Genomic DNA, 24528 nt, shown 5'->3' on the forward strand with positions numbered 1-24528 from the left:
ATTTTACGCGCAAAGGATGGTCCGGCTCAAGCCTGCACGGTGGCGATCAGGCGTCGCGGGACCAGCTTTCCGGCTTCCGCTTCGGCGAGACCGACAAATACCCCGTGGCCGTCGTACACGCGCACGAGTCCACGGCGATCCGCAGCGTCGGGCACGCTCCGGCCCTGGCGCAAGGACGCGGCGGCGGTCTCGCCGAGGTGCACGCTCGGCAGATGCGCGACGAGGCAGTCCGCGGGTAGCAGCAGGGCCTGCCTGGCCCCCGCGTTGGTCGCCTCGAGTTCGGCGAGCGTGTGTGCCTGTTCGAGCAGGAATCCGCCCGACGCGGTGCGGGTGAGGGCCGTGAGGTGGGCGCCGCAGCCGAGCGCGTTGCCGAGGTCTTCGGCCAGCGTGCGGACGTAGGTGCCCGCGCTGCATTGCACGTCGACGACCGCGCGGGGCGGGGCGCATTTGAAGAGGTCGAGGGCGCGGATATGCACCCGGCGCGGCGCACGCGCGATCTCGACGCCGGCACGCGCGTACTCGTAGAGCGGACGCCCCTGATGCTTGAGTGCCGAATGCATCGGCGGGATCTGTTCGATTTCACCGACGAAAGCGGGAAGCGCCGCGCGGATGTCGGCGCAGGTCGCGCGAACTTCGCGGGTCGCGAGCACCTCGCCCTCGGGGTCGCCGGTGCGCGTCGTGACGCCGAGTTGCAGGATCGCGCGATAGCGCTTGTCGGCGTCGAGCAGATAGGCCGAGAACTTGGTCGCCTCGCCGAAGCAGAGCGGCAGGAGGCCGTCGGCGAAGGGGTCGAGCGTACCGGTGTGGCCGGCCTTCTTCGCGTTCAGCAGCCACTTGGCCTTCTGCAGCGCGGCGTTGGAGGTGATCCCGACCGGCTTGTTCAGCAGCAGCACGCCATCGACAGCTTGGCGGGCGGGCTTCACTCGTCCTTGGGGTGCTTGGCGTCTTCGGCGACCGCCGTTTCGATGAGCCGGCTCAGCGCCATGCCATGCTCGACCGAGCGGTCGTAGACGAAGGTCAGCTTGGGTACGACGCGCAACTGCATGCGATGCGAGAGCTGAGAGCGCAGAAAGCCGCTCGCGCGCTGCAGGCCCTGCAGGCAGGCGGCGTGCTCGGCTTCACCACCCATCGTCGTGAAGTAGACCTTGGCGAACTCCATGTCGCGGTTGACCTCGACCTCGGTGATCGTGAGCATCCCGACGCGCGGGTCCTTCACTTCCTGGCGGATGAGCTCGGGCAGTTCGCGCTGGATCTGGTCGGCGACGCGACGGGCGCGGGGGAAATCCTTGGGCATATCAGGGGTCAGGACTCAGGAGTCGGAGATCAGGGGGAAGTCGCGGATCAAAGGCGCGCGGTGAACCGCGCTCATCCCCTGGCCCCTGAATCCCGACCCCTGGTCCCTCACAAAGAACGCGCCACCTCGACCACCTCGAACACTTCGAGAATGTCGCCTTCCTGGATGTCGTTGAAGTTCTTGAGCGACAGGCCGCACTCGAAGTTGGCCTTGACTTCCTTGACGTCGTCCTTGAAGCGCTTGAGCGAATCGAGCTCGCCCTGGTGGATCACCACGTTGTTGCGGATCAGGCGCACGCCGGCGCCTCGCTTGACGACGCCATCGGTTACGTAGCAGCCGGCGATCGTGCCGACCTTGGAAATCACGAAGACCTGGCGGACCTCGACGGTGCCGATGACGCTTTCCTTCTTCTCCGGCGCGAGCATGCCCGACAGTGCCGCTTTCACCTCGTCCACGGCTTCGTAGATGATGTTGTAGTAGCGGATGTCGACGCCGCTGGACTCGGCCAGCTTGCGTGCGGAGGCGTCGGCGCGCACGTTGAAGCCGATCAGCACGGCCTTGGAGGCGAGCGCCAGGTTGACGTCGGATTCGGTGATCGCGCCGACGCCGCTGTGGATGATGTTGACCTTGACCTCGTCGGTCGAGATCTTGCCGAGCGCGTGCGCCAGACCCTCGTAGGAGCCCTGCATGTCGGCCTTGAGGATGATCGGCAGGTGCTGGACTTCGCCCTGGCCCATCTGGTCGAACATCGATTCGAGCTTGGCGGCCTGTTTCTTCGCCAGTTGCACGTCGCGGTACTTGCCCTGACGGAAGAGCGCGATTTCGCGCGCCTTGCGCTCGTCCGGCAACACCATCATGTCCTCGCCGGCCTGCGGCACGTCGGATAGGCCCTGGATCTCGACCGGAATCGAGGGACCGGCTTCGGTGACGGTCTTGCCGGCCTCGTCGAGCATCGCGCGGACGCGGCCGTAGACCTGGCCGGCGAGCACCATGTCGCCGCGGCGCAGGGTGCCGGACTGCACGAGCAGCGTGGCGACCGGGCCCTTGCCCTTGTCGAGGCGCGCTTCGATGACGATGCCCTTGGCGGGGCCATCTGCGGGGGCCTGGAGTTCCAGCACTTCGGCCTGTAGCAGGATGGCGTCGAGCAGCCCGTTGATGTTGGTATTGGCTTTGGCCGACACCTCGACGAACTGGGTGTCGCCGCCCCATTCCTCGGGGGTGACGCCCTGGGCGACGAGTTCCTGGCGGATACGCTCCGGGTTGGCGTCGGGTTTGTCGATCTTGTTCACCGCGACCACGAGGGGCACGCCGGCCGCCTTGGCGTGGTGGATGGCTTCGATCGTTTGCGGCATGACGCCGTCGTCCGCAGCGACCACCAGCACGACGATGTCGGTCGCCTTTGCGCCGCGCGCCCGCATTGCGGTGAACGCTTCGTGGCCCGGCGTATCGAGGAAGGTGATGACGCCTTTCTCGGTTTCGACGTGATAGGCGCCGATGTGTTGGGTGATGCCGCCGGCTTCGCCGCTGGCCACCCGTGTGCGGCGGATGGTATCGAGCAGCGAGGTCTTGCCGTGGTCGACGTGGCCCATCACGGTGACGACGGGCGGGCGGGCGACCATTTCGGCCTCACCCGGCTCGCCGGTCTCGATCAGGAAGGCTTCGGGCGTGTCGAGCGCGGCCGGCTTGCCGATGTGACCCATTTCCTCGACGACGATGATCGCGGTCTCCTGGTCGAGCACCTGGTTGATCGTGACCATGCTGCCGAGCTTCATCAGCGCCTTGATCACTTCGGCGGCCTTCACCGACATCTTGTGCGCGAGTTCGGCGACCGTGATCGTTTCCGGCACGAGCACCTCGCGCACGATCGGTTCGGTCGGCGCGACGAAGGTCGTCTCCTCCTGACCCGACTTGGACTTGCCTTTGCGGCCGCGCCAGCCGGCGTCCGGGGCTGCGCCGCCGCGGGTCTTGAGGCCGCCTCTACGACGTGCGGCGTCGTCCTTCCACGCACCGGCGGGCTTCTTGTCGGGGCCCTTGGCACCCTTGGCCGCAGCCGGCTTGTCGGGCTTGTGCAGCGTCTTTTCGGTCGGCGCGGCGGGCGCGGGCGCTGCAGCCTTCTGCGCCTCGGCGAGCTTGGCCGCTTCGCGCGCGGCCTCGGCCTGCTTGCGCAAGGCTTCGCGTTCAATCCGCGCCTTGGCGTCGGCCGCCTGGCGTTCGAGCAATGCCTGGTGACGGCGCGCTTCGTCTTCCCGCGCCTTGACCTCGGCTTCGTTCAGGATCGAGGCTTTCTTGATGCGGGTTGTCTTCTTGACGGGGGCGGCTTCGCCTTCGGGTTTCGCCGCCGGCGCCGGTTCGGGCGCGGCCTCGACGGGTGCCGGTGCGGTGACTTCGGCCGTCACGGCGGGTTCGGGCGCCGGCGCCTCGACGACAGCCGGTTCGGCGGCGGGCGTCTCGGCGACCGGGGCTTGAGCCTCGATCGGCGCGGGCTCTGCAGGGACTTCCTCGAGCGCTGGAGGCGGGGCGGCGGGCGCGGCGGCGGCAGGCTCCGCGGCCGCCAGCGCCTCGGCCGCCAAGGCTGCCGGGTCACGCTTCACGTAGGTGCGCGACTTGCGTACCTCGACCTGAATCGTGCGGGATTTTCCGGTGCTGTCGGTCTTGCGGATCTCGCCGGTCTGCTTGCGCGTGATCGTGATCTTGGTCTTGCCGGTTTCGCCGCCCCCGCCGCCATGCATCTTGCGCAGATAGTCGAGCAGATGCGCCTTGTCCGCCTCGGTGACGGGGTCGACGACATCATTCTTGCTGACGCCCGCCGCTTTCAGCTGTTCGAGCAACAGCTGGGGCGGCAGTTTCAGTTCCTGGGCGAATTGTTCAACGTTCATGCAATCCTCTTAGCCTTGGGCGAACCAGGGCGCGCGTGCGGCCATGATCAATTGTTTGGCGCGTTCCGCGTCCATCGCGGCCATTTCGGTCAGCTCGTCGACCGCCAGCTCCGCCAGATCCTCGGTCGTGTGGACCCCCTTGCTGGCAAGCAAGCGTGCGGTTTCGGCGTCCATGCCGTCGAGCGACAGCAGGTCGCCGGCCGAGGCCTCGACCTGCTCCTCGCCGACGATGGCCGCGGTCAGCAGGGCGTTGCGCGCCCGGTTGCGCAGTTCGTTGACGAGCGCTTCATCGAAGGCTTCGATCTCGAGCATTTCGTTGAGCGGCACGTAGGCGACTTCCTCGAGCGTGGAGAAGCCCTCGTCGACCAGAATCTGGGCGACTTCCTCGTCGACGTCGAGCTTCTCGATGAAGAGCTGCAGCGTCTTCTGGCTTTCGCTCGACTGTTTCTCTTCAGCCGCCTCGCGCGACATGATGTTGAGTTCCCAGCCGGTCAGTTCGGACGCCAGGCGCACGTTCTGGCCACCGCGGCCGATCGCCATCGCGAGTTGTTCCTCGTCGACGACGACGTCCATGCTGTGCGTATCTTCGTCGACGACGATCGAGCTGACTTCGGCCGGCGCGAGGGCATTGATCACGTACTGTGCCGGATCGGCCGACCAGTGGATGATGTCGACGCGCTCGCCGGCGAGTTCGTTGGTCACCGAGGTGACGCGCGACCCACGAAGGCCGATGCAGGTGCCGATCGGGTCGATGCGCGGATCGTGCGAGACGACGGCGATCTTGGCGCGCAGGCCGGGATCACGGGCCGCGGCCTTGATCTCGAGCAGGCCTTCCTCGATCTCGGGCACTTCGAGCTCGAACAGCTTCATGATGAATTCTGGGGCGGTGCGCGACAGCACGACCTGCGGGCCGCGGTTGCCGCGGTCGATGCGCAGCAGGTAGGCGCGCACGCGGTCGCCGACACGCAGGTTCTCGCGCGGGATCATCTGGTCGCGGTGCAGGAAGCCTTCGACGCGGCCGGATTCGATGATCGCGTTGCCACGGTCGATGCGCTTCACGACGCCATTGACGAGGTGTTCCTTGCGGGCGAGGAAGTCGCTGATGATCTGCTCGCGCTCGGCATCGCGGATCTTCTGCAGGATGACCTGCTTGGCGGCCTGGGCACCGATGCGGCCGAACTCGACGTTTTCGAGCGGCTCTTCGATGTAGTCGCCGATTTCGATGTCCGGGATCTTGTCCTGGGCGTCGACCAGCAGGATCTGGTAGCCCTCGGATTCGAGCTCGGCCTCGGTCACGACCAGCCAGCGACGGAAGGATTCGTAGTCACCGGTTTCGCGATCGATCGCGACGCGCACGTCGGACTCTTCCTTGAAGCGCTTCTTGGTGGCCGAGGCGAGCGCCTGCTCGAGGGCCTCGAACACCACCTCCTTGTCCACGTTCTTTTCGCGCGCCAGCGCGTCGGCCAGCATCAACATCTCACGGCTCATATTCTCTCCAGCTTCGCTTCAAACCATCGGCTTGAGGCGGGCAGCGTCCACATTTCTCAAATCGACCGACATTTCGCGGCCATCGACGACCAATTTCACCGCGTCGCTCTCCAGGCCCAGCAGCTGGCCGCTGAGCCGGCGGCGATTGTCCATCGGCACGCGCAGCTTGAGCGTCACCTGCTCGCCGGCGAAGCGCGCGTAATCCTGCGGCTTGACCAGCGGCCGATCGAGGCCCGGCGAAGACACTTCGAGCCTGTCGTAATCGATGTTCTCGACCGTGAACAGGTGGGTCAGGTGATTGCTCACCGCGACGCAGTCGTCGATCGTCACGCCGCCCGGCTTGTCGATGAAGATCCGCAACAGGCCACGGCCCGCGCGCTCGAGCATCACCAACTCGTAACCGAGTCCGGCGAGTACAGGCTCCAGTCGGGCGGGCAGATCAATCATTGAAAATCCGTCGTCTGCCGGCGGGCAGCACAAATAAAAAATGGGCCAAGCGCCCATTTGTTAAAGAATCAAGCGGCGGAATTATACCACCGAGACCGCGAGACAGGAAGGGAGATGGTGCCCGGAACCGGAATCGAACCGGTACGCCATCGCTGGCGAGGGATTTTAAGTCCCTTGTGTCTACCAATTTCACCATCCGGGCAAAGCGGACAGCAGTCCCGGGAATGTGGAGGCGCGTGCCGGAGTCGAACCGACCTACACGGATTTGCAATCCGGTGCATAACCGCTTTGCTAACGCGCCGTCGCGGCAAACCGCTCAAACGAAAAGGGGAAAACATCCGGGCAGAGCCTTCTGTTTTCCCCAGGATTCTGGAGCGGGAAACGAGGTTCGAACTCGCGACCTCAACCTTGGCAAGGTTGCGCTCTACCAGCTGAGCTATTCCCGCGTTGAAGGCTGCGCATTATGGTGATTCCGTCATTTTCTGTCAACAGCCGGCGCGGATTTTCCTCAAGTTTTTTGCAGCGCCCGCGCCGCCATCATTAGGTAGTAGGCCATCGAAATCAACGTGAGGACGGCGGCCAGCCAGATCAGCAGGGTCCCGATCCGGGCCGTGGGCAGGCCGGCCAGCGGCGCGAAGTAGAGCAGCAGGACGATGGCGACCATCTGCCCTGCGGTCTTCAGCTTGCCGACGAAGGAGACCGCGACGCTCGCCGACTTGCCCGCCTTGGCCATCCATTCGCGCAACGCCGAGATCGTGATCTCACGGCCGATGATGATGAGGCCGATCAGCGGCGCGACGCGGTCGAGATCGATCAGCACGATCAGCGCCGCGGCGACCATGAGCTTGTCGGCGACCGGATCGAGAAACGCGCCGAACGCGGAGGTCTGGCCGAGCGCGCGCGCAAGGTACCCGTCGAGCCAGTCGGTCAGCGCGGCGACGCCGAAAAAGAGCGCGGCGAGCAGGTTCGCCTGGGGCGGCGTGACCCAGCCGTCGGGAAGATAGAACACCCCCGCCATGAGCGGAATGAACAGGATGCGCAGCCAGGTCAGCAGGTTCGGGAGATTGAGCGGCATCGGGTCAATGGAGCGCGTTATAGATGATTTCCGCCAATTCTCGGCTGATACCGTTGACCGAGGCAAGGGCGTCCACGCCCGCGTTGCGCACGCCCTGCAGCCCGCCGAAGTGTTCGAGCAGCTGCTTGCGGCGCTTCGGCCCGATGCCGGCGATGTCCTCGAGCGTCGACTGCACGCGCGCCTTGCCGCGCTTGGCCCGGTGGCCCGTGATCGCGAACCGGTGCGCCTCGTCGCGTACCTGCTGAATCAGGTGGAAACCGGGATGATCGCGGGCAAGCTTCAGTTCGCGGCCGTCGGCGAAGATCAGCGTCTCGAGGCCCGGCTTGCGGCTTTCGCCCTTGGCGACGCCGAGTAGCAGGACGTCGTCGATGCCGAGCTCGGCTAAGGCCTCGACCGCCATCGCGACCTGCCCTTTGCCGCCGTCGATCAGCAGCAGGTCGGGCAGCACGCCGTTTTCCTCGACCGTGCGGTGGAAGCGCTTGATCAGCGCGGCGTGCATCGCGGCGTAGTCGTCGCCCGGCGTGATGCCCTCGATGTTGTAGCGGCGGTAGTCCGATTTCTTGAGGTCGTCGCCTTCGTAGACGACGCAGGATGCGATCGTCGCCTCACCCATGGTGTGTGAAATGTCGAAGCATTCGATACGGTTGAGCGTCGGCAGTTCGAGCGTATCGCGCAGCGCGGCGAGGCGCTGCGACTGGTTGGCGCGGTCCGCGCTGCGGCGCTCGGCCGAGAGTCGCGCGTTGGCCTGCGCCATCGCGATCCAGACGCGACGCTCGCCGGTGACGCGATGCTGCAGCGTGACCTTCTTGCCGGCCTGTTCGCTCAGCAGCGTCTGCAGCGCGGCGCTGTCGATCGCCTCGCTGACCAGGATGCGCGCCGGGATCGGGTGATCGAGGTAGTGCTGCGCGACGAAGGCTTCGAGCGCTTCGCCGAGCGCCGCCCCTTCGCCGTGTTGCGGAAAGAAGCTGCGGTCGCCGAGATGGCGGCCGCCGCGGATCATGGTCAGGTTGACCGCGATGACGCCGCCGACCTCGGCGACGGCGACGACGTCGGCGTCGGCCTCGCTGCCGGTGGTGTCGACGAACTGCTTTTCGCGCACGGTCGCGAGCATGCGCAGCCGGTCACGCAGATAGGCTGCGGTCTCGAAGTCGAGGTTTTCCGCCGCGGCGTTCATCTGCGCCGTGATTTCCTCGGTCAGCGCCGTCGCTTCGCCCTTGAGCAGCAGCATGGCCTCGGCGACGTCGCGCGCGTAGGTCTCCGCGCTGACGAGGCTGACGCAGGGCGCGCTGCAGCGCTTGATCTGATGCAGCAGACAGGGGCGCGAGCGGTTGCCGAACACCGTGTCTTCGCAGGTGCGCAACTGGAACACCTTCTGCAGGAGCTGGATGCTCTCGCGCACCGCGTAGGAATTGGGGTAGGGGCCGAAGGCCTGGTCGCGTTTCTTCGGCGCGCCGCGAAAATACGCCAGGCGCGGGTAGCCGTGGCCGGTCAGCAGCAGGTAGGGGTAGGACTTGTCGTCGCGGAACAGGATGTTGAACCGCGGCTTGAGGCCCTTGATCAGGTTGTTCTCGAGCAGCAGCGCTTCGGCCTCGGTGCGCGTCACCGTCGTGTCGATGTGATCGACGCTCTTCAGCATCAGCCGGATGCGCGGACTTTGGTCGGTCTTGAGGAAATAGCTGCCGACGCGTTTGCGCAGATCTTTCGCCTTGCCGACATAGAGCACCGCGCCGGCCGCGTCGACCATGCGATAAACACCCGGAAGGGTGGGCAGCGAGGCGAGAAATTCCTTGTCGACGCTCACGGTGGAAAGCGGCCGCGAGGGCGCGGCGCAGGCGCGGTCACGCCGACCGCTTCACAGAGAAACCCCGATGCGTGTTGGAGCGATCTCGCGGCAAATCATTCCTCGTCCAGTAGTTTTCCGGCGATCGCCCAGTTCTCGTCCGGCAACTCCTCGAACGCGATGTAGGTGTACGACGCCGGCTTGCCGGCGTGGCGTTCGAGCGTCGCGGTGACTTCCTCGGCGACCTTCTTCTTTTGCTCGCGCGTCAGCGTCCCGGCGAGCTTGATGGTGACGACAGGCATGGTCAGTCCTTGCGTTGGATCTGGGTGAACACCGCGGCGAACATCTCGGGCGTGAGGCGGCGGGTCTGCGTATTGTAGCGGGAGCAGTGGTAGCTGCTGACGAGCCGAAGGCCGCCGGGCAAGGCGTAATCACTGGCGTGCGTGAAAGGGTAATCCTTGAGCTTGAGCCCCTGCGCCCGCAGTACCGCCTGATGCGCGATCTGCCCCAGGGCGAGGATCGTCGCGCCCCCGGGCAGGCCGGCGATTTCGGCGGCGAGATAGCCGTTGCACGCGCGTATCTCGCCCGGCTCGGGCTTGTTCGCCGGCGGCAGGCATTTGACTGCATTGGTGATGCGGCAGCCTGTCAACTGCAGGCCGTCGTCGCGCGCGCGCGATGCGGGTGCGCTCGCGTAGCCGAAGCGGTGTAGCGTCTCGTAGAGCAGGATGCCCGCGTGGTCGCCGGTGAACGGGCGTCCACTGCGGTTGGCACCGTGCATGCCGGGTGCGAGGCCGACGATCAGCAGACGCGGCGCCGCGTCGCCGAACGGCGGCACCGGGCGGGCGTGATAGTCGGGGTGGCGCCCGCGTACCTCGTCGAGAAAGGTGGCGAGGCGCGGACAGGCGCGGCAGTTGGCGTCGAATTCCATTGGTCGAATTGAAAATGCCCCACGGCGGGGGCATCGATTGTAGGCGCGATGCGGCTCAGCTTTCGATCGGGCCGGCGGCGGTCTGCATGTAGTTCTGCTCGCCCATGCGGCTGACAAGGTCGAGCTGGGTTTCGAGATAGTCGATGTGCTCCTCGGTGTCGGACTGGATGCCGACGAGGATTTCGCGCGACACGTAATCCTTGACCGATTCGCAGTGCGCGATCGCCTCGACGTACAGCGCGCGGCCGGTCAGCTCGAGCTTGAGGTCGCAGTTCAGGCATTCGACGACGTTCTCGCCGATCATGAGCTTGTTGAGGTCCTGCAGGTTGGGGAGGCCGTCCAGGAACAGGATGCGCTCGATCAGCTTGTCGGCGTGTTTCATCTCCTCGATCGACTCCTCGTATTCATGCTTGCCGAGTGCGTTGAGGCCCCAGTTCTTGTACATGCGCGCGTGCAGAAAATACTGGTTGATGGCGGTCAGTTCGACCGTCAGCGCCTTGTTCAGATACTGGATAACTTGCTTGTCGCCTTTCATTCTTCTCTCCTGTGGTTGAAAGCACCCCGAATAGCCGTTGGCTATATGGCGTTATAGGCTACGTGGCTGGAGGGCGAAGCGGGGTTTCCGCCATTCTTGGGAAGAACGACGGACCAGGCAAGCAAAGAAAGAGTTCCGGCGGCCCGGATGCGCGGGTCAGGCCGCCATCAAGGCGCCGCAGCAGGCGTTTTCCTGGCGGACGTCGGCCACGGCCTGGCACAGCACTTCCTTGGCGCAGCGACCGCACTTGCCGCACTGGGTCGCAACGCCGAGTTCCTGGCTCAGTTCACGCATCGTGCACACACCTTCGGTGCGCACGAGGCGGCGAATGTCGGTGTCGGTGACGCCGTGGCACAGGCAGACGTACATGGAATTTCTCCGCTCAGGATCAATTGATGATCATTCTAAATAAATGAGAATGATTGTCAATAGGTTTATCGTTTGATTCGAACATTTGCCGGCTCGTAAGGCGAAAAAAACCCGCCGGACCTCAGCGAGGTGTGGCGGGCGTAGACGGCGGCCGTGGATCACGACCCGCCGATGGGGAAGCGTCAGAACTGGTAGCCGACGCCGAGGTTGAAACCATTCTGGTTCTGGCCGTTGTCGTTGTCCTGATGCTGGTAGTCGGCCTTGACCACCACGTCGGGATGCGGCCAGAAGTTCACGCCGGCGTCGATCTGTTTCTTTTCGCTGTCGGCGCTGTCGCCTGCGGTGTTGTCCCACAGGTTGTAGCGGGCGAAGACGCCCCACTGTTCGGACAGCTTGAACGAGGGCTCGATGTACCAGCCGAGCTGCTTGTCGGCGCCGATCGCCTCGGGTCCGCTGCCGTCGAGATTCCACTGCGAATACAGCGCCTTGAGGCCGAACGGGCCCTTGGTGAAGACGCCGTGCACTTCGGCCAGCGTCGCGCTGCCGGCGTTGGCGTCGAGGCTTTGGGTCATGTCGCTCTGGTATTGCAGCGAGCCGCCCAGTTCGAGTCCGGGCATGCCGGTCCACTTCAGGCGCGCGGTATAGGCGAGGTCGTTGGCCTTGGCATTGCTCGTCTTCTGGCGGCCGTCGCGCGGTTTGTAGCTCTTCGCCGCGGTCGTCCCCAGGCCCTCGTGGACCGCGAAGTCGTAGCCGAAGCCGGCGCCGAGGTCGCCCGCGATTGCGGCGCCGCCGGCCCACCAGGTCGCCGGAATGATGTTGCTCTCGACCGGGTTGCGCTCGACGCCGTAGAAGGTCGGCGGCTCGTGCGTTTCGTTGATCAGGCCGACCGGAAGCAGGAAGAGGCCGCCCTTGACGCGGTGATTGGGCGTGAGGTCGTATTCGACGTAGGCCTGCTCGAGCTCGATCTCACCGTTCTTGCCCTCGCCGGCGATGCTGTGCTCGACCTCGACCTCTGAGAAGAAACGCGTGCGTTCGTTGAAGGTGTGGCCGAAGAACAGCACGAAGCGATGCAAGTCGAATTCTTCCTTGTCCGATGCACCACCTTCGCCGTCGAGGTTGTTGTAGTGCAGTTCGCCATAGCCGCCGATGCGCGTGTTCTCGGCCCAGCTCGCGCCGCCGGTGGAAGCCGTGCGCGACACTTCCTCGATTTGCGCCGTGGTCGCCGTGACCTTCTGCTCGGTGCTCTGCAGCTGGCCCTTGAGCGCCTGGTTCTCGGCTTCGAGCGCGTTCAGGCGGCTTTCCATCGCCTTCAGGCGCTCTTCGACGCTCATGTCGGCCCATGCAGGTGCGGCCAGGGCCGACAGAAGCGCCGCAGCGAGTGTGGTGCGTTTCAATTCGTACTTCATTTACTACTCCCCTTGTTGCAGTTGAGAAAGAGCTGGCTTGGGGCGATCGCCCTGGCTGGCGGGTAAAAAAATCAGGTGGAACGTGCCGGTTTGCGATGCATCGCGTGCGCGGGCGGGCGTCGCCCCTGGCGCACGTGAACGAGCCCCGCGAGCGGCACGGCGAGACCGGCGATCCAGTGCGTGAGCGGCAGCCACGCCTCGTTGGCCTCGGACGCGAAGTAATAAAGCGCGTAGCCGCTCACGGCGAGCCACGCCGTCATCGCGAGCATCGGCAGGCCGGTGCCGAGGTTCTTGCCGCGCTTCCACGCGAGCCGCACGTGATTGGTCGCAAGCGAACCGACGGCAACCAGCGCGAGCATCGCCGTCAGCCCGTGCAGGCGGAGCCACCAGACTTCGAGCGGATGCGCTTCGGGGCCGAAGTCGCCTTCGACGCGCAAAAAGTAATGGAACGCCAGCCACAGCGCGCCGCTCGTCCAGAGCAGGGCGAAGGTCGCGTAAGTGAGCCGCCTGTGGCGCGCACCGAGACGAATGGTCAGTGCGCTCACGCCGTGCCTCCCGCGGGCAGGTCGTGCCAGCCGTCGGCATCGCTGCATATCGCGCGTTGGCCGTCGAGCACGATGGCCTGCGCGCCATGGCGCGCGAGCACGCCGGCGGCGCAGGCCGAGTCGGCCGCGACGACCTTGGTCAGCGCGTCAGCCGTCATGCAGTCAGGCGCGAGCACGGTGACGCTGGTCTCGGCGCACAGTGCTTCGCCGCTGCGCGGATGGCGCAGCGCGCCGGGCTGGAAATAGCCGGCCGAGGTCGCGGCTGCACCGTGGTCGAGTTCGGCGAGCCGCACGCTCTGCGTCGGCTGCTGCGGCAGGCGGACGTGAATCGGCGTCGCGCCGCCGAAGCGCGCGAGATCGCCGCCGGCGTTTACGGTGGCGGCCGCGAGGCCCGCGTCGCGCAGGCTCGTGAGCGCCACGTCGACCGCATAGCCCTTGGCGATGCCCGAGAGGTCGACGAGCAGCGGCTGCGTGTAGCGCACGCGGTCGCCGTCGAGTTCGATACCGCGCCAGTCGGTCGTCGTCGCGTCCGGGAAGCCGGTGTGCCGCGGCAACTGGCCCGATTCGACGAGCCGCCCTGCGACGCTCGGGTCGAACAAACCGTCGCTCGCGCGCGCGAACGCCAGCGCTGCGGCGAACACGGCGGCAAGATCAGGCGACAGCGTGACCCAGTCGTGCTGCGCGTCGCGGTTGACGCGCGACAGCGCGGAGTCGGCGGCCTGGAAACTCATCTGCGCATGAACCGCGGCGATGCGCGCGAAGGCGCGATCGGACGCGGCGATCAGCGTCGCGTCGTCCGCCCCCTCGGCGACGATTTCGACCAAGGTGCCGAGCCAGGGCTGGGCGCGTCGCGAAATCACTTCAAGGCCACCTCGTGGATCGCGAGCACGCGCCGCACGCCCTCGCTGATGTGTTTGCACGAAAGCGTCGCGCCGCTGATGTTCTGGATGTCGTCGTCCAGCCGCAGCGGGGCGCCGTGTTTCTTGCCGGTGAACTGCGCGCGCCATTTCGGATTACGCACCTCGCGTCCGTGGGTTTCGCGGTAGTCGAGGATTTCGACGCCGCGCACCGCGCCCGACAGGTCGAGCGCGACGGCGTAGGTGATGAATTCGTGCTTGCCGTAGACCTCGTCGAGCACGAACCATCCCACGGGCTTGCCGTCGGCCACGGCCTGCCACACCGGCTGCTCGGGGTAGCGCATGCGCACCCGCGCGACCTTCTCGACCGCGCGCTTCTGCGCCTCGTCGAGCTTGACCGGCTGGGCCGTGAAGGCGCTCGCTTCGGGAAACATCAGCTTCTGCGCCGCTTCGGCGGTCATGTACTGCACGGCGAAAGCCGGCGCCGCCGCCAACAGCGGGGCGCACACGGCGGGAACGATTAACCAGTCGGGCCGGATCGACATGGCGGGCCTCAGAAGTTGTAGCCGAGCTTCAGGCGCAGCTCGTGCTTGGTTTTTTCGATCAGGTGCAGGTCGTCGTCGGCCTGGCTGATGTACTGCTCCTTGCCGCCCGCGAGCTGCTCGAACCAGGTCAGCGTCGCCCACCACTGCTTGCTGCCGTAGTGGATCGACGGTCCCGCGAACACCGACCAGCGCTCCTGCCCGACCTCGGTTTCGAACTCGGTCTCGTACAGGGTTTCGGCGCCGATGTACCAGTTGGGCGCGATGCGGTACGCGGCGCCCGCGCCGAGCTTGAACTCGATTTCCATTTCGGGATCGGTCGGCCATTCGAAGCTCGCGCCGGGGTCGCCGGTCAGCGTCTGGATTTCGGCGTCGGCGGCAGCCTGGGTCGCGGCGTCGAGGGCGGCGCGCTTGGCGTAGGTGCCCTCGAAGCCGGTGTTGAACATGAGCGAGAGCTGGTCGTCGACCAGCAGCTTCTGCAGCTGCAGGCCCAGCTCGAACTTGGTCACGTCCTTGTCGCGGCCGGAATGCGGGTCGAGCCAGCTTTGCTGGAGCGAGAAGGTGCCCGATAGGCCGACTTCATCCTTCGCCACCGACAGGAAGGCGTACTTGAGCTTGGCCTCGATGCCCGACGCCTTGATGCCGTATTCCTCCGCGCCCGGCATGTAGCCGTCGATGACCAGACCGCTGGTGTCGATCGACTGGCCCTTGAGCTCGATGCCGCCGGTCAGGCGATGGGTCAGGCCGCGCTCGTATTCGAGCGAGTAGTCGTGAGCCGTGTAGTCGCCGCGTCCCTTGTCCCAGCGGCGCGTCACGAACAGATAGGCGTCGTTCGCGCCCTGGGGCAGCGTCTCGGCGCCGCTGACGTAGCCGAGCAGGTGTTCGTCGGCCTGGGCGACGGAGGGGGTCAATGCGAGGACGAAAGGAAGCGAAGCGAGCATCGCGATACGTGATTTCATGGTTAGTTCCCAGAGGAGCGTTGAAGGCTTGGCTGGCTGTTCCATGCGGAGTGGCTGGCGGAGTGGAGAGGCGTCAGGAGGTGGTGCGCGGTTCGGTGACGAAGCCGAGCCGGGTGAGTCCGGCGCGCGCGGCGTCGGCCATGATCTGCGCGACGTGCCGGTAGGCGAGTTCGCCGTCGGCGCGGATGTGGATTTCGGGTTGCGGCGTCTGCTGCGCGGCCGCATTCATGCGCGTCTGCCAGGCCGTGGCGTCGACGCGCTCGGTGTTCCAGTGCACCGAGCCGTCGGCCTGGATCGAGAGCTGGATCGTTTCCGGCTCGACCTCGTTGGGCCGGCTCGACGCCTGCGGCAGGTCGACCTTGACCGCGTGCGTCATGAGCGGTGCGGTGATGATGAAGATGACGAGCAGCACGAGCATCACGTCGATCAGCGGGATCATGTTGATCTCCGCGTTGTCGCTGTCGCCGCTGCCGGCCGAGAGTCCGCCGAAGGCCATCACACGCTCCTTGCGACGGGCGCTGCGTAGATCTGCGGCGCGTCCTTTTCGATCCGCGTATCGCTGCGCACGCCGGTCGACATGAAGGCGAAGAGGTCGTGCGCGAAGCCGTCGACCTCGGACAGCATCTCGCGGCGGGCGCGATTGAAGAAGTTGTACGCGAGCACGGCGGGGATCGCGACCGCGAGGCCGAGCGCGGTCATGATCAGTGCCTCGCCGACTGGCCCGGCGACCTGGTCGAGGCTGCCCGAGCCCGACATGCCGATGTTGACCAGGGCGTGGTAGATGCCCCAGACCGTGCCGAACAGGCCGACGAAGGGCGCGGAGGACGCGATCGACGCGAGCATGGTGTGGCCGTATTCGAGACGCGCCGTGTCCTGATTGATCGCACGGCGCAGCGCGCGGGTCAGGAATTCGTCTTCCGAGCCCGACTCGATCAGGCGCTGGCCCGAGCGGTTGCGGTACTGCTCGGCGGCCTTGAGGCCGTGATGGGTCAGGTGCGAGAACGGATCCTTGACGCCGTGCTTCTGCAGATGGTCGGCGACCGCGGGCAGGCCGGGGGCATTCCAGAAGTGCGCGAGGAAGGCCCGTGCGTGTTGCTTCATGCGCCAGTTGCCGACGCTTTTGGCGACGATGAGCGTCCAGGTGACGACCGACATCGCGAGCAGCACGACGAGCAGGAAATGCGCGAGCCCGTCGGCCTGGGCGATGAAGTGGGCGAAGCCCAGTTGGGTGGGGGCGGCGGTTGGCATGCTTAGCTCCTGAGCGTGAATTGAATCGGCACGATGACCCACGCGGCCACCGGGCTGCCGCCCTGGCGGGCCGGCTCGAATTTCCAGCTCGACTGCACCGTCTCCATCGCCGAGCGATCGAGGCGCGGGTGGCCGCTGCTCTCCGCGAGTTCGAGGCGGGCGACGCTGCCGTCGGGGTTGACCAGAATGTTGAGACGAACCGTGCCTTCCTCGCCGAGCCGGCGCGACAGACGCGGGTACGGCGGCTTGGGATTGGTCCGGTAGTCGGCCGGGCGCGCTGGGGTCGGCGCGGGGGTCGGTGTCGCTTGGGCGACCGGCGCCGGCTGGCTTGGCGGCGCGACGGGCGGCGGAGGCTCGGAGCGGGGCGCGGGCGCTTCGACGACGGGCTCGGCAGGCAGCGCCGGCGTCGGCTCCGCGGCCAGCCGCGGTGGTGCCGGCGTCTCCTGTTTCGGTTCGGGCGGCTGCGGCTCGGCGGGGCGTTCGGGTGTCGTTGGCCGTGGGGCGGGTTGCGGCTCGGGCCGTTCAGGCTCAGGCACGATCAGACTCACCGTCAGCGGGCGCGGGGGAACGGGCGGCTCGGCCTCGTCGGCGGCAGACATGAGCATGCCCAGCAGGGCCGCGTGCACGAGCGTCACGCCCAGGAACGCGGGCCGCAGCGCACGCTGGCGCGTTGCCGTGACGGCAAAGCCGGGAGCGGGCAGCGGGGCGGGCGCGGCGGAGGGCGAAGCGGTCATTCCCAGACGGTCCAGTTCAAAAACAAACGGTGCTGGCTGGGGGCGCTTCGGCGCGGTCCGTGGCTGGCGTATCAGAGGTCGCGCAGCAAAGGATTCCGCGGACGATCTCAAGCAACGCGAATAATAATGGTTCGCATTACTGTAGTCAATGGTGGGCGCATGGATTAGCGTGGGAGGACGCTTACCGAGGTGGGCGCTTGCGCCGGCGGCGGTTCGCCCACATCGCCAACCCTGTCACCATGAGGACGAGCGGCGCGAGGCCGACCGCTGCTTGCAGGATGCGGGTCGGCGTCCCCGCGATCGCCCCGACGTGCAGCGGATAAAGGGTATTGAAGACGCGCGTGCCGCGCGGCGCCAACAGGTCGCGTTCGAGCTGCAGCACCGCGCCGGAACGCGGATCGAGAAAGACGAAGTTGCGTCCGTTCGGGTGCGGCTCGTCCGGCCGTTTCTTGCGCACGACGAGCGGCGCGCTCGCGGTTTGCGGCAGGCTGACCCAGGTGGTCGGCAAGGGCAGCGCGCGGTCGGCCGCTTGCAGCAGCGCGTCGAGCGTCGGCGCAGGCGCGCCCGGGCGATCGGGCGGGAGGCGCGGTGCCGGCGGCCGCGGCGCGCTCGCGGTCAGTGCGTCGACGAGATCGATCGCGCTTGCGTTGAACACGAAGGCGGCGCCGGTCGCAGCCGTGATCGAGAGGAACAGCACCGCGTAGATGCCGGTCGCGCGGTGGAGGTCGAAATTCAGCCGCTTCCAGTGCGCCGACCACTGCATCTTGAAGCCCTGCGAAAGTTTTCCGTTTCGCGGCCACCAGAGGACGACCCCCGTCGCGCCCAGGCCGAGCAGCAGCAGCCCGCCGACTCCGACCACGGTCTCGCCCGCCTCGCCGGCCAGCAGTTCGGTGTGCAGCAGTGCAAGCCATCCGAGCACGGTCTCGCGCTGGCGATGCGTGCCGAGGATGCTGCCGTCGTAGGGATCCACATAGACGAAGCGGTCGTGTGCGTTATTGAGCTTGACGAGATAGGTCTCCTGCGGCGCGCGCGGCACGCGGATCGCGAAGGGCTTGTCGGCCGGGTAGGCGCGCTGCACGGCCGCCACCACGTCTGCCACCGCAACGCGCTCGCCTGACCCGTCGGAAACGAGCAGATGCTGATGGGCGAGCGCTTCGAGCTCCTCGCGGAATACGAGCACGCTGCCGCTCAGCCCCGTCACCGCCAGCAGCAGGCCGACGAAGAGCCCCGTATAGAGGTGGAGCTTGACGACGAGGCGGCGTGCCGTCATCGCTGCGGCTTCCCTTGCCCCGGCGTTCGACACGCGGCCTGCTGTGGCGATCAGAACTCGACCTTTGCCGTCAGCTTCAGCGTGCGCGGCGCGCCGACGCCGAGCAGGCCGTTGCCCGCCGTGCTCCAGTAGCTTTCGTTGGTCACATTGTCGACGACGGCCTGGAAGGTCGTGCGCTTGCCATTCAGCTTCGTGCTGTGGCGGGCGCCGAGCGAAAGCGTCGTGTAGCCGTCGACGAAGGCGCGGTTTTCGTTGTCCACCGGGCGCTTGCCGACGTAGTAGAGGCCGCCGCTCAGCGCGAGCCCCGGCACAGCGGGCAGCCGGTATTCCGCGAACAGGCTCGCCGTGCGCTCGGGCGTATTGTCCGGCACCTTGCCGAAGGTCGCCGGGTTGGCTGCGTTCTGCTGCTCGGCGTCGAGAAAGAGGGCGGACCCGATCAGCGCCAGGTAGCGCGTGACTTCGCCGCTGGCCGCGAGTTCGATGCCGCGGTACTGGGCGAGGCCGTTGAGGACGAAGCGGTTGGACGCGTCGACCGTCGTCGAGGGGCGCTCGATGTCGAAATACGCGGCCTGCAGCAGGACGCCTTGCGCTACCTCGGCCTTGACGCCGATTTCCTTCTGCTTCGACAGCGCAGGCGGCAGCAGCTCGCCGGCGTTGGCGCGGTGGGCCGGCGCCTGGCCGCTTTCCTCGAGGCCCTCGAGATAGCTGCCATAGACCGACACGCCGGCGACCGGCTTGTACATGATCGCGACGGACGGATTGACGTCGTCCGCCTCGTAGCGCGTGCTCGTCGTTTCGCTCACATAACGGCTGGCGCGCGCGCCGAGCATGAGTTGCCACTTTTCGCCGAAAGACATGCGGTCGAACAGATACCAGCCGCGATCCTCGATCGTGGACGGGTTGTGGCTCGGGGCCGAGGGGGCGGTCTGTTCCGGCACCTCGGTCGGGTCGTAGAGGTTCTGCGCGACGCTGACGCTGCCGCCGGAACGGGAATTCTGGTCGCGCTGGTTCGCGGTGTAGCCGAACGAGAGGTCGTGGCTGACCCAGGTGCCGGGGATGTGACCGAAGCTCTCGGCGCGGTAGTTGCTGTTCTCGTATTCCTGGTTCGGGCTGAAGAAGATTTTCAGCGTGCCGTCCCCGGTCGCGAGGTTGTAGTTCTCGAACTGGGAGAAGCGTCGGTCGCGGTTGGTCTGCGCGTGGCCGGCTTCGAGCAGCAAACCCCAGTCGTCGCTCAGCACGTAGTCGGTACGGAAGAGCACGTTGGTCGCGTCGGCGTCGTAGGTCTGCCATTCGCCCGCAAGATTGGTCCGGGCGTCCGGAATGGCGGGCAGCGTGATCGTCCCGTCTGCGTTCGGGGCCAGCACTTTGATCGCCGCTTGCTCGGAAACGTCCTTGCGGTAGTGCTCGACGTCGAGCTTGAACGACAGCGCGTCGCTGGCCTGCCAGTCGAACGCGACCGCGCCGAGGGAGCGGTCGCCAGAGTAGTTGTCGACGCCGATATCCTCGCGGCCGGCAAGCAGATTGACGCGTGCGCCGAACTGCTGCTCTTCACCGAAGCGCCGGCCGACGTCGGCGTGCACATTGGCGCCGCCGTAGTGGTTGGCCGACAGCGCCAGGCTCGACACCGGGTCCTTGCCCGCGCGCTTGGTGACGAGGTTCACGATGCCCGACGGCGGCACGAAGCCGTAGTAGAGCGACGAGGCGCCCTTGAGCACTTCGACGCGCTCCTTGTTTTCGAGCGGCACATCGATCAGGTTGATGATCGGCAAGGAGCCGTTGAGCCGGTAGTTGCCGCGGTTCTCGACCAGGATGCCGCGGATCGCGATGTTGTCGTAGGTCGAGCCGTTGAGTTGCGAGCGGGTGACCCCCGCGGTGTTGCGCAAGGCGCCGAACAGCGTCGACGCGGCCTGCGCGTCGAGCACTTCGCGCGTCACGACGTTGCTGGTCTGCGGCACGTCGAGCGGCGACGCCTCGCGGAAGGTGCCGACCTGGACCGTGTCGGACTTGAAGCTGCCCGCGTATTCCGACCAGACGGTGACCGTGTCGAGTTCGCCGGGCGGGTTTTCCTGCGGAGTCTGGGCGTTGACCGGTGACGCCGAGAACGCGAGCGAAAGCGCGCCTGCCAGCGCGGAGAGACGGAATTTCATGGATCTGACCTTTTTCTCGTTGGAAGGATGGAAGTCGCCGCAAAGCAAGCTGCTGGCTGCGACCCACCTCCGTGCCGGGAGGGGTCAGTGGCTGGCGTGACCGGATACGTGCGCGCGTGGCGCGGAATCGAGGCGATGCGAATAATAATGGTTCTTATTAGCGATGTCAAAACCACGGCTGCCTTGAGGGGATTTCTCCCGTTTGGCCGCAGGGCTCAGCGGAAGGCCGCGAGATGCGCCTTGAGCGCGCGGAAGCTCACGCCGCGGTCGTCGCCGAGCAGATACGCCTGCACGCCGCGCGCTTTCCAGGCGGCCGTCTGCTCGGCGACGCGCGGGATCGCGCAAAACGGAACGCCGCGCGCGGCACACGCGGCCGCAACCTTCGCGATCGCTTCCTGCACGATCGGGTGCTGCGCCTGTCCCGGCACGCCGTAGGATTGAGACAGGTCGATCGCGCCTTCGAGAACCATGTCGATGCCGGCAACCGACAGGATCGCGTCACTGGCGTCGACGCCCGCGCGGTCTTCGATCATCGCGACGACCATGATTTCCGCGTTGGCGCGCGCGAGATAAGCCGCCAGATCGGTGGTGCCGAAGCCGGTCGTGCGGCCGCCGCTGATGCCGCGCGTGCCGAGCGGCGCGTAGCGGCTCGCGGCGACGGCCTGCGCCGCTTCGGCCGCGCTCTGCACGTGCGGCACGACGACGCCCTGCGCGCCGCAGTCGAGCGCGCGCAGGATGACGTCGGGCGCGGCACTTGGTACGCGGACCAGCGGCGTGATGCCGGCGCATTCGGCCGCGCGTACCATGTTTTCGAGCGTCTCCGGATTGACGCAGACGTGTTCCATGTCGAGGACGACGAAATCGAATCCGGCGTAGCCGATCATTTCGACGACGAGCGGCGACGGAATCGAATTGAGCAGGCCGAACACGGACTTGCCGTCGGCGAGCGCGCGTTTGAGGCGATTGGTCTGCAGCATGCGCGTCACTCCACGGGCAGGTACCACTGCGCCGGATGCGGGTGGCGCAGGAAGTCGTGATGCGAGATGTGCCAGGCATAGGCGCCGGCGTAGGGAAAGACCAGCACGTCGTTGCAGCGCACCGATTCGACCGGGGCGTCGAAGGCCAGCAGGTCCTTCGGCGTGCACAGCTGGCCGACGACGCTGACGCGCTGATCCGCCGCCTGCGGGCGCGCGAACGCATACGGCCAGTCATCGACCGGCAGCACGTGGAAGGGGTGGCTGTGGCCTTGCGCGTAGGGCGTGCGGAAGTGATGCGAGCCGCCGCGGCCGACGACGAAGGTCTTGCCATGGCTGTGCTTGATGTCGACGACCTGCATCGCGTAGTAGCCGCAGGCGGCGGTCACATAGCGGCCGAGTTCGAAGCGCACGCGCACGCCCGGCAGGCCGGCTTCGTGCAGCAGCGATGCGAGCCCGGCGCTGAACGCGGGCCAGTCGAACTGCCGGGCGGGCTCGCGGTAGTTGATGCCGATGCCGCCGCCGACGTTGACGTGGTCGAGGGCGAGGCCGTGCGCCTCGCACCAGCGGCGGGTCTGCGCGAGGTAGGCCGCGACGAGCCGTAGGTGCGCGGCGGCATCGAGCTGGTGCGACAGCAGGTGGAAATGCAGGCCGCGCAGGCGGATCTCGGGCCGCTCGCGCAGCCAGTCCAGGCATGCCGGCAGCTGCTCGGTCGGAATGCCGAACGGCGTCGGCTTGCCGCCCATCATGAGCGGGGTCTCGGCGAGCGCGTCGAGCGTAAGGTTGACGCGCAGGGCCACAGGCGCGGTACGACCGAGCCGGGCCGCGATTTCTGCGAGCCGCTGCAATTCGTGCCGGCTCTCGACATGCAGGCAATCGACGCCGTGTTCGAGCGCCTGCCGGAGCTCGTCGTCGAGCTTGCCCGGCCCGCTGAAGATCACCGGGATCTCGGCGAAATGTGCGCGCACCCAGGCGAGTTCGCCGCCCGACGAGACCTCGAAGCCGGCGACGTGCGGCGCCAGCGTCTGCAGGATCGGCAGATCGGAATTAGCCTTGATCGCGTAGAAGAGGTCGCAGCCCGGCGGCAGGCTCGCGGCGAGCGCCGCGGCGTGTGCGTCGAGCGCGGCGAGGTCGTAGAGGTAGGCGCACAGGGGCGCGCCGGCCTCGGCTTCGGCTTCGCGCAGGTGGGCGAACACCTCGGCGAGCCTCAGTTCCATGCGCGGCGCTCCGCGAGCGTGCCGAGGGGGTTGTTGACCGGCAGGTAGCCGGAGGCGCGGTCGGCGCGCTTGAAGAAGCGGTTGATCAGATTGGCCTTGCCCGGAAAGGCTTCGCCGGCGAGCAGCGCGTTGATGCGGCGTGCCGACGCGTCGTCGCCATGCTGGTTCTGATAGCGGTGCAGATGGTCGCGCACGACCGCCCACAGGCGACGCTGCAGTGCCGCATTGCCGGCGCCGATCTGGCTGATCGCCTCGCAGAAGTTGTTGACGAAGAGGCAATAGGCGATGCGCTTCCAGCCCTGCTCGGCGTCATACCAGAGCGCTTCGCGGGCACGCGCGCTGATCGCGTCCAATCGCTCGGCGCCGAAGCGTTCCTGCACCAGCTTCACGCCTTCGAAGTCGCGCAGGAAGACCTGACGCACCTCGCCGGCGGCGACGCCGATCACGACGTTCTGCAGGTGCGGCTCGAAGATCACGCCGTGCGCGAAATAGCAGTACAGCACCGGGTGCATGAGTTCGCCGACGTAGCGCGAGAACCAGGACTCGGCAGCGTCCTCGCGCGAGGTGCCTGCGTGGCGCGGCAGCGCGTCGAGCAGTTCGGCGAGCCGTGCTTCGCCGTAGACGTGGTTGCCGAACAGCGCGCCGGCCAGCAGCGGCGTGACGCCGGGCTGCAGCAGGCCGGCGAAGCCATGTCGCAGGATCAGGCCGAAGCCTTCGGTGATCATTTTGTCGGCGCGGGCGTCGCCGGTCTTCATGTCGGCCGAGAGGAAGGCCGGCTCCTCCATGACCGCGAGGTTCGGGAAGCGCGCACGCAGCTGCGGCCCGAGACCGCGCAGGACGCGCGTGACCTGCAGCGCCCCTTCGAGCTCGTAGATCGCGTTCTTGCGCACGCAGTTGGTGATGCGCACGTTGAGCGAGCACTTGTAGAAATAGGGGGTGTCGGGATGGAACAGCGTGCGGATCGACGAGGTCGGGTAGAAATCCGCGCCCTGCGGGCCGAGGTCGCGCATGCGGTCGCCCGCGAGCGCCGTCGCCACGGCGGGCTGGTCGAGCAGATGGCGCGCCTGCCAGGGATGGACCGGCAGGAGAAAGAAGTCGTCGTCGGCGGCGATTCCGTCCGGCGCGTGCGCCGCGACGACGCGGTCGCAGGGCTCGGCGAGCACCGACTGCTGCAGCAGATGTTCGCGGCGCACGGCGAAATAATGCAGCGCGAAGCGCGCCCCCGTTTCCGGCGAATAGCGCCGCATGTCCTCGCCCGACAGGCCCTGCCGGCTTTTCGGTGCGGGGTGGAAGGGGTGGCCGAACATCAGCGACTGCTCGGATTCGACGAAGGCCTGCAGCGGCTCGGACGAAAACCGCTCCCGGCGCGCGTGGTTCAGCACGCTCGCGGTGACGGCGACGCTGTCGGCGATCTGCTGCATGAGCTCGTCGTTCGCCGGCTGTTCGTGTTTGAGCGCGAGCTCGCGCAGCAGGCGGCCGGCGAGCGCCTGCCAGTCGAGCAGCGCCCAGGGACGGCCGGGTGCCTTGCAATACATCGGCGAGCGGTAGCGGTAGTTGCCGGTGGCGCAGGCGTCGTCGACCACGGTCAGCACGCGCTCGCCGGTCAGCGGCAGGCGCAGATGCAGCGCGCGTCCGCCGCTGCCGCGCAGGGCGAGGTGTACCGCTGCCGGGCTGTCGCTCTGGCCGAACAGCGGACCGACGCTGAGCTGGCCCTCGGGCGCCGCGACCTCGCGGCAATAGCAGTTGAGCAGCGTTTCCATGCTGCGGCGGCCGGCTTCCTGCTGCGCCAGCGTCGCGGCGTCGATCGCACTTGCGAGATGGTGTGAGTGCATGCTGT

Annotated in this window: 24 protein-coding genes and 3 tRNA genes; all 27 read right to left on the reverse strand. The window is 66.9% G+C overall.

The window, feature by feature from the left end; genetic code table 11:
- Positions 1–26 precede the first annotated feature (26 nt).
- On the reverse strand, positions 27–923 hold the full coding sequence (gene truB / locus TBD_RS03525; protein WP_011311207.1) for a tRNA pseudouridine(55) synthase TruB: 897 nt from the start codon (positions 921–923) through the stop codon (positions 27–29).
- Positions 920–1294, reverse strand: a complete 375-nt coding sequence (gene rbfA, locus TBD_RS03530) for a 30S ribosome-binding factor RbfA (RefSeq protein WP_011311208.1) — start codon at positions 1292–1294, stop codon at positions 920–922. Before rbfA ends, truB begins: the two co-directional genes overlap by 4 nt.
- 107 nt (positions 1295–1401) lie before the next feature.
- A complete protein-coding gene (gene infB / locus TBD_RS03535; RefSeq protein ID WP_011311209.1) occupies positions 1402–4170 on the reverse strand; it encodes a translation initiation factor IF-2 in 2769 nt (922 codons plus the stop codon).
- A 9-nt stretch (positions 4171–4179) separates the two neighbouring features.
- Positions 4180–5658: a transcription termination factor NusA gene (gene nusA, locus TBD_RS03540; protein WP_011311210.1), complete on the reverse strand. Its 1479-nt coding sequence runs from the start codon at positions 5656–5658 to the stop codon at positions 4180–4182.
- 18 nt (positions 5659–5676) lie between these two features.
- Complete coding sequence (gene rimP / locus TBD_RS03545; RefSeq protein ID WP_148203000.1) at positions 5677–6105, reverse strand: ribosome maturation factor RimP; 429 nt, start codon at positions 6103–6105, stop codon at positions 5677–5679.
- A gap of 115 nt (positions 6106–6220) precedes the next feature.
- A tRNA-Leu gene (locus TBD_RS03550) sits at positions 6221–6307 on the reverse strand.
- A 25-nt stretch (positions 6308–6332) separates the two neighbouring features.
- A tRNA-Cys gene (locus tag TBD_RS03555) sits at positions 6333–6406 on the reverse strand.
- Positions 6407–6475: 69 nt separating this feature from the next.
- Positions 6476–6551, reverse strand: a tRNA-Gly gene (locus tag TBD_RS03560).
- A 62-nt stretch (positions 6552–6613) separates the two neighbouring features.
- Positions 6614–7180, reverse strand: coding sequence for a CDP-diacylglycerol--glycerol-3-phosphate 3-phosphatidyltransferase (pgsA, locus tag TBD_RS03565; RefSeq protein ID WP_011311212.1), 567 nt, complete (start codon positions 7178–7180; stop codon positions 6614–6616).
- A 4-nt stretch (positions 7181–7184) separates the two neighbouring features.
- Positions 7185–8981 carry an excinuclease ABC subunit UvrC gene (gene uvrC, locus TBD_RS03570; RefSeq protein ID WP_011311213.1) on the reverse strand — a complete coding sequence of 599 codons (1797 nt, stop codon included), beginning with the start codon at positions 8979–8981 and terminating at the stop codon, positions 7185–7187.
- A gap of 95 nt (positions 8982–9076) precedes the next feature.
- Positions 9077–9262, reverse strand: coding sequence for a tautomerase family protein (locus TBD_RS03575; RefSeq protein WP_011311214.1), 186 nt, complete (start codon positions 9260–9262; stop codon positions 9077–9079).
- Between the two features lie 2 nt (positions 9263–9264).
- Positions 9265–9888, reverse strand: coding sequence for a uracil-DNA glycosylase (locus tag TBD_RS03580; protein WP_011311215.1), 624 nt, complete (start codon positions 9886–9888; stop codon positions 9265–9267).
- 55 nt (positions 9889–9943) lie between these two features.
- Positions 9944–10423: a bacterioferritin gene (gene bfr / locus TBD_RS03585; RefSeq protein WP_011311216.1), complete on the reverse strand. Its 480-nt coding sequence runs from the start codon at positions 10421–10423 to the stop codon at positions 9944–9946.
- Positions 10424–10579: 156 nt separating this feature from the next.
- Positions 10580–10792 carry a (2Fe-2S)-binding protein gene (locus TBD_RS03590; protein WP_011311217.1) on the reverse strand — a complete coding sequence of 71 codons (213 nt, stop codon included), beginning with the start codon at positions 10790–10792 and terminating at the stop codon, positions 10580–10582.
- Positions 10793–10974: 182 nt separating this feature from the next.
- On the reverse strand, positions 10975–12198 hold the full coding sequence (locus TBD_RS03595) for a carbohydrate porin (protein WP_011311218.1): 1224 nt from the start codon (positions 12196–12198) through the stop codon (positions 10975–10977).
- Positions 12199–12269: 71 nt separating this feature from the next.
- On the reverse strand, positions 12270–12743 hold the full coding sequence (locus TBD_RS03600; protein WP_011311219.1) for a hypothetical protein: 474 nt from the start codon (positions 12741–12743) through the stop codon (positions 12270–12272).
- On the reverse strand, positions 12740–13603 hold the full coding sequence (locus TBD_RS03605; RefSeq protein ID WP_011311220.1) for an FAD:protein FMN transferase: 864 nt from the start codon (positions 13601–13603) through the stop codon (positions 12740–12742). The genes TBD_RS03600 and TBD_RS03605 overlap by 4 nt, the downstream gene beginning before the upstream one ends.
- Positions 13600–14145: an FMN-binding protein gene (locus tag TBD_RS03610; protein WP_011311221.1), complete on the reverse strand. Its 546-nt coding sequence runs from the start codon at positions 14143–14145 to the stop codon at positions 13600–13602. The genes TBD_RS03605 and TBD_RS03610 overlap by 4 nt, the downstream gene beginning before the upstream one ends.
- An 8-nt stretch (positions 14146–14153) precedes the next feature.
- On the reverse strand, positions 14154–15101 hold the full coding sequence (locus TBD_RS03615; RefSeq protein WP_011311222.1) for a DUF6662 family protein: 948 nt from the start codon (positions 15099–15101) through the stop codon (positions 14154–14156).
- A gap of 73 nt (positions 15102–15174) precedes the next feature.
- The gene (locus TBD_RS03620; RefSeq protein WP_011311223.1) at positions 15175–15597 is read right to left on the reverse strand and encodes an ExbD/TolR family protein; all 423 of its coding nucleotides are present in this window, start codon (positions 15595–15597) and stop codon (positions 15175–15177) included.
- On the reverse strand, positions 15597–16349 hold the full coding sequence (locus TBD_RS03625; protein ID WP_011311224.1) for a MotA/TolQ/ExbB proton channel family protein: 753 nt from the start codon (positions 16347–16349) through the stop codon (positions 15597–15599). The genes TBD_RS03620 and TBD_RS03625 overlap by 1 nt, the downstream gene beginning before the upstream one ends.
- A gap of 2 nt (positions 16350–16351) precedes the next feature.
- Positions 16352–17083, reverse strand: coding sequence for an energy transducer TonB (locus TBD_RS03630; RefSeq protein WP_148203001.1), 732 nt, complete (start codon positions 17081–17083; stop codon positions 16352–16354).
- A 181-nt stretch (positions 17084–17264) separates the two neighbouring features.
- Positions 17265–18353 carry a PepSY-associated TM helix domain-containing protein gene (locus TBD_RS03635; RefSeq protein ID WP_011311226.1) on the reverse strand — a complete coding sequence of 363 codons (1089 nt, stop codon included), beginning with the start codon at positions 18351–18353 and terminating at the stop codon, positions 17265–17267.
- Positions 18354–18403: 50 nt separating this feature from the next.
- Complete coding sequence (locus TBD_RS03640) at positions 18404–20500, reverse strand: TonB-dependent siderophore receptor (protein WP_011311227.1); 2097 nt, start codon at positions 20498–20500, stop codon at positions 18404–18406.
- A gap of 215 nt (positions 20501–20715) precedes the next feature.
- Positions 20716–21477 carry an HpcH/HpaI aldolase family protein gene (locus TBD_RS03645; RefSeq protein WP_011311228.1) on the reverse strand — a complete coding sequence of 254 codons (762 nt, stop codon included), beginning with the start codon at positions 21475–21477 and terminating at the stop codon, positions 20716–20718.
- A 5-nt stretch (positions 21478–21482) separates the two neighbouring features.
- Positions 21483–22691: a type III PLP-dependent enzyme gene (locus TBD_RS03650; protein ID WP_011311229.1), complete on the reverse strand. Its 1209-nt coding sequence runs from the start codon at positions 22689–22691 to the stop codon at positions 21483–21485.
- On the reverse strand, positions 22682–24523 hold the full coding sequence (locus TBD_RS03655) for an IucA/IucC family protein (RefSeq protein ID WP_011311230.1): 1842 nt from the start codon (positions 24521–24523) through the stop codon (positions 22682–22684). Before TBD_RS03655 ends, TBD_RS03650 begins: the two co-directional genes overlap by 10 nt.
- Between the last annotated feature and the right edge of the window lie 5 nt (positions 24524–24528).

The sequence above is a fragment of the Thiobacillus denitrificans ATCC 25259 genome, from assembly GCF_000012745.1.
Lineage (GTDB): Bacteria > Pseudomonadota > Gammaproteobacteria > Burkholderiales > Thiobacillaceae > Thiobacillus > Thiobacillus denitrificans_B.

What these genes read in the sequence shown, in the direction of transcription:
- rbfA (WP_011311208.1), bottom strand. Translation starts at nt 1,294, where the DNA reads ATGCCCAAGGATTTCCCCCGCGCCCGTCGCGTCGCCGACCAGATCCAG.
- infB (WP_011311209.1), bottom strand. Translation starts at nt 4,170, where the DNA reads ATGAACGTTGAACAATTCGCCCAGGAACTGAAACTGCCGCCCCAGCTG.
- nusA (WP_011311210.1), bottom strand. Translation starts at nt 5,658, where the DNA reads ATGAGCCGTGAGATGTTGATGCTGGCCGACGCGCTGGCGCGCGAAAAG.
- rimP (WP_148203000.1), bottom strand. Translation starts at nt 6,105, where the DNA reads ATGATTGATCTGCCCGCCCGACTGGAGCCTGTACTCGCCGGACTCGGT.
- pgsA (WP_011311212.1), bottom strand. Translation starts at nt 7,180, where the DNA reads ATGCCGCTCAATCTCCCGAACCTGCTGACCTGGCTGCGCATCCTGTTC.
- TBD_RS03575 (WP_011311214.1), bottom strand. Translation starts at nt 9,262, where the DNA reads ATGCCTGTCGTCACCATCAAGCTCGCCGGGACGCTGACGCGCGAGCAA.
- TBD_RS03580 (WP_011311215.1), bottom strand. Translation starts at nt 9,888, where the DNA reads ATGGAATTCGACGCCAACTGCCGCGCCTGTCCGCGCCTCGCCACCTTT.
- bfr (WP_011311216.1), bottom strand. Translation starts at nt 10,423, where the DNA reads ATGAAAGGCGACAAGCAAGTTATCCAGTATCTGAACAAGGCGCTGACG.
- TBD_RS03590 (WP_011311217.1), bottom strand. Translation starts at nt 10,792, where the DNA reads ATGTACGTCTGCCTGTGCCACGGCGTCACCGACACCGACATTCGCCGC.
- TBD_RS03595 (WP_011311218.1), bottom strand. Translation starts at nt 12,198, where the DNA reads ATGAAGTACGAATTGAAACGCACCACACTCGCTGCGGCGCTTCTGTCG.
- TBD_RS03610 (WP_011311221.1), bottom strand. Translation starts at nt 14,145, where the DNA reads ATGTCGATCCGGCCCGACTGGTTAATCGTTCCCGCCGTGTGCGCCCCG.
- TBD_RS03615 (WP_011311222.1), bottom strand. Translation starts at nt 15,101, where the DNA reads ATGAAATCACGTATCGCGATGCTCGCTTCGCTTCCTTTCGTCCTCGCA.
- TBD_RS03620 (WP_011311223.1), bottom strand. Translation starts at nt 15,597, where the DNA reads ATGGCCTTCGGCGGACTCTCGGCCGGCAGCGGCGACAGCGACAACGCG.
- TBD_RS03625 (WP_011311224.1), bottom strand. Translation starts at nt 16,349, where the DNA reads ATGCCAACCGCCGCCCCCACCCAACTGGGCTTCGCCCACTTCATCGCC.
- TBD_RS03630 (WP_148203001.1), bottom strand. Translation starts at nt 17,083, where the DNA reads ATGACCGCTTCGCCCTCCGCCGCGCCCGCCCCGCTGCCCGCTCCCGGC.
- TBD_RS03635 (WP_011311226.1), bottom strand. Translation starts at nt 18,353, where the DNA reads ATGACGGCACGCCGCCTCGTCGTCAAGCTCCACCTCTATACGGGGCTC.
- TBD_RS03640 (WP_011311227.1), bottom strand. Translation starts at nt 20,500, where the DNA reads ATGAAATTCCGTCTCTCCGCGCTGGCAGGCGCGCTTTCGCTCGCGTTC.
- TBD_RS03645 (WP_011311228.1), bottom strand. Translation starts at nt 21,477, where the DNA reads ATGCTGCAGACCAATCGCCTCAAACGCGCGCTCGCCGACGGCAAGTCC.
- TBD_RS03650 (WP_011311229.1), bottom strand. Translation starts at nt 22,691, where the DNA reads ATGGAACTGAGGCTCGCCGAGGTGTTCGCCCACCTGCGCGAAGCCGAA.
- TBD_RS03655 (WP_011311230.1), bottom strand. Translation starts at nt 24,523, where the DNA reads ATGCACTCACACCATCTCGCAAGTGCGATCGACGCCGCGACGCTGGCG.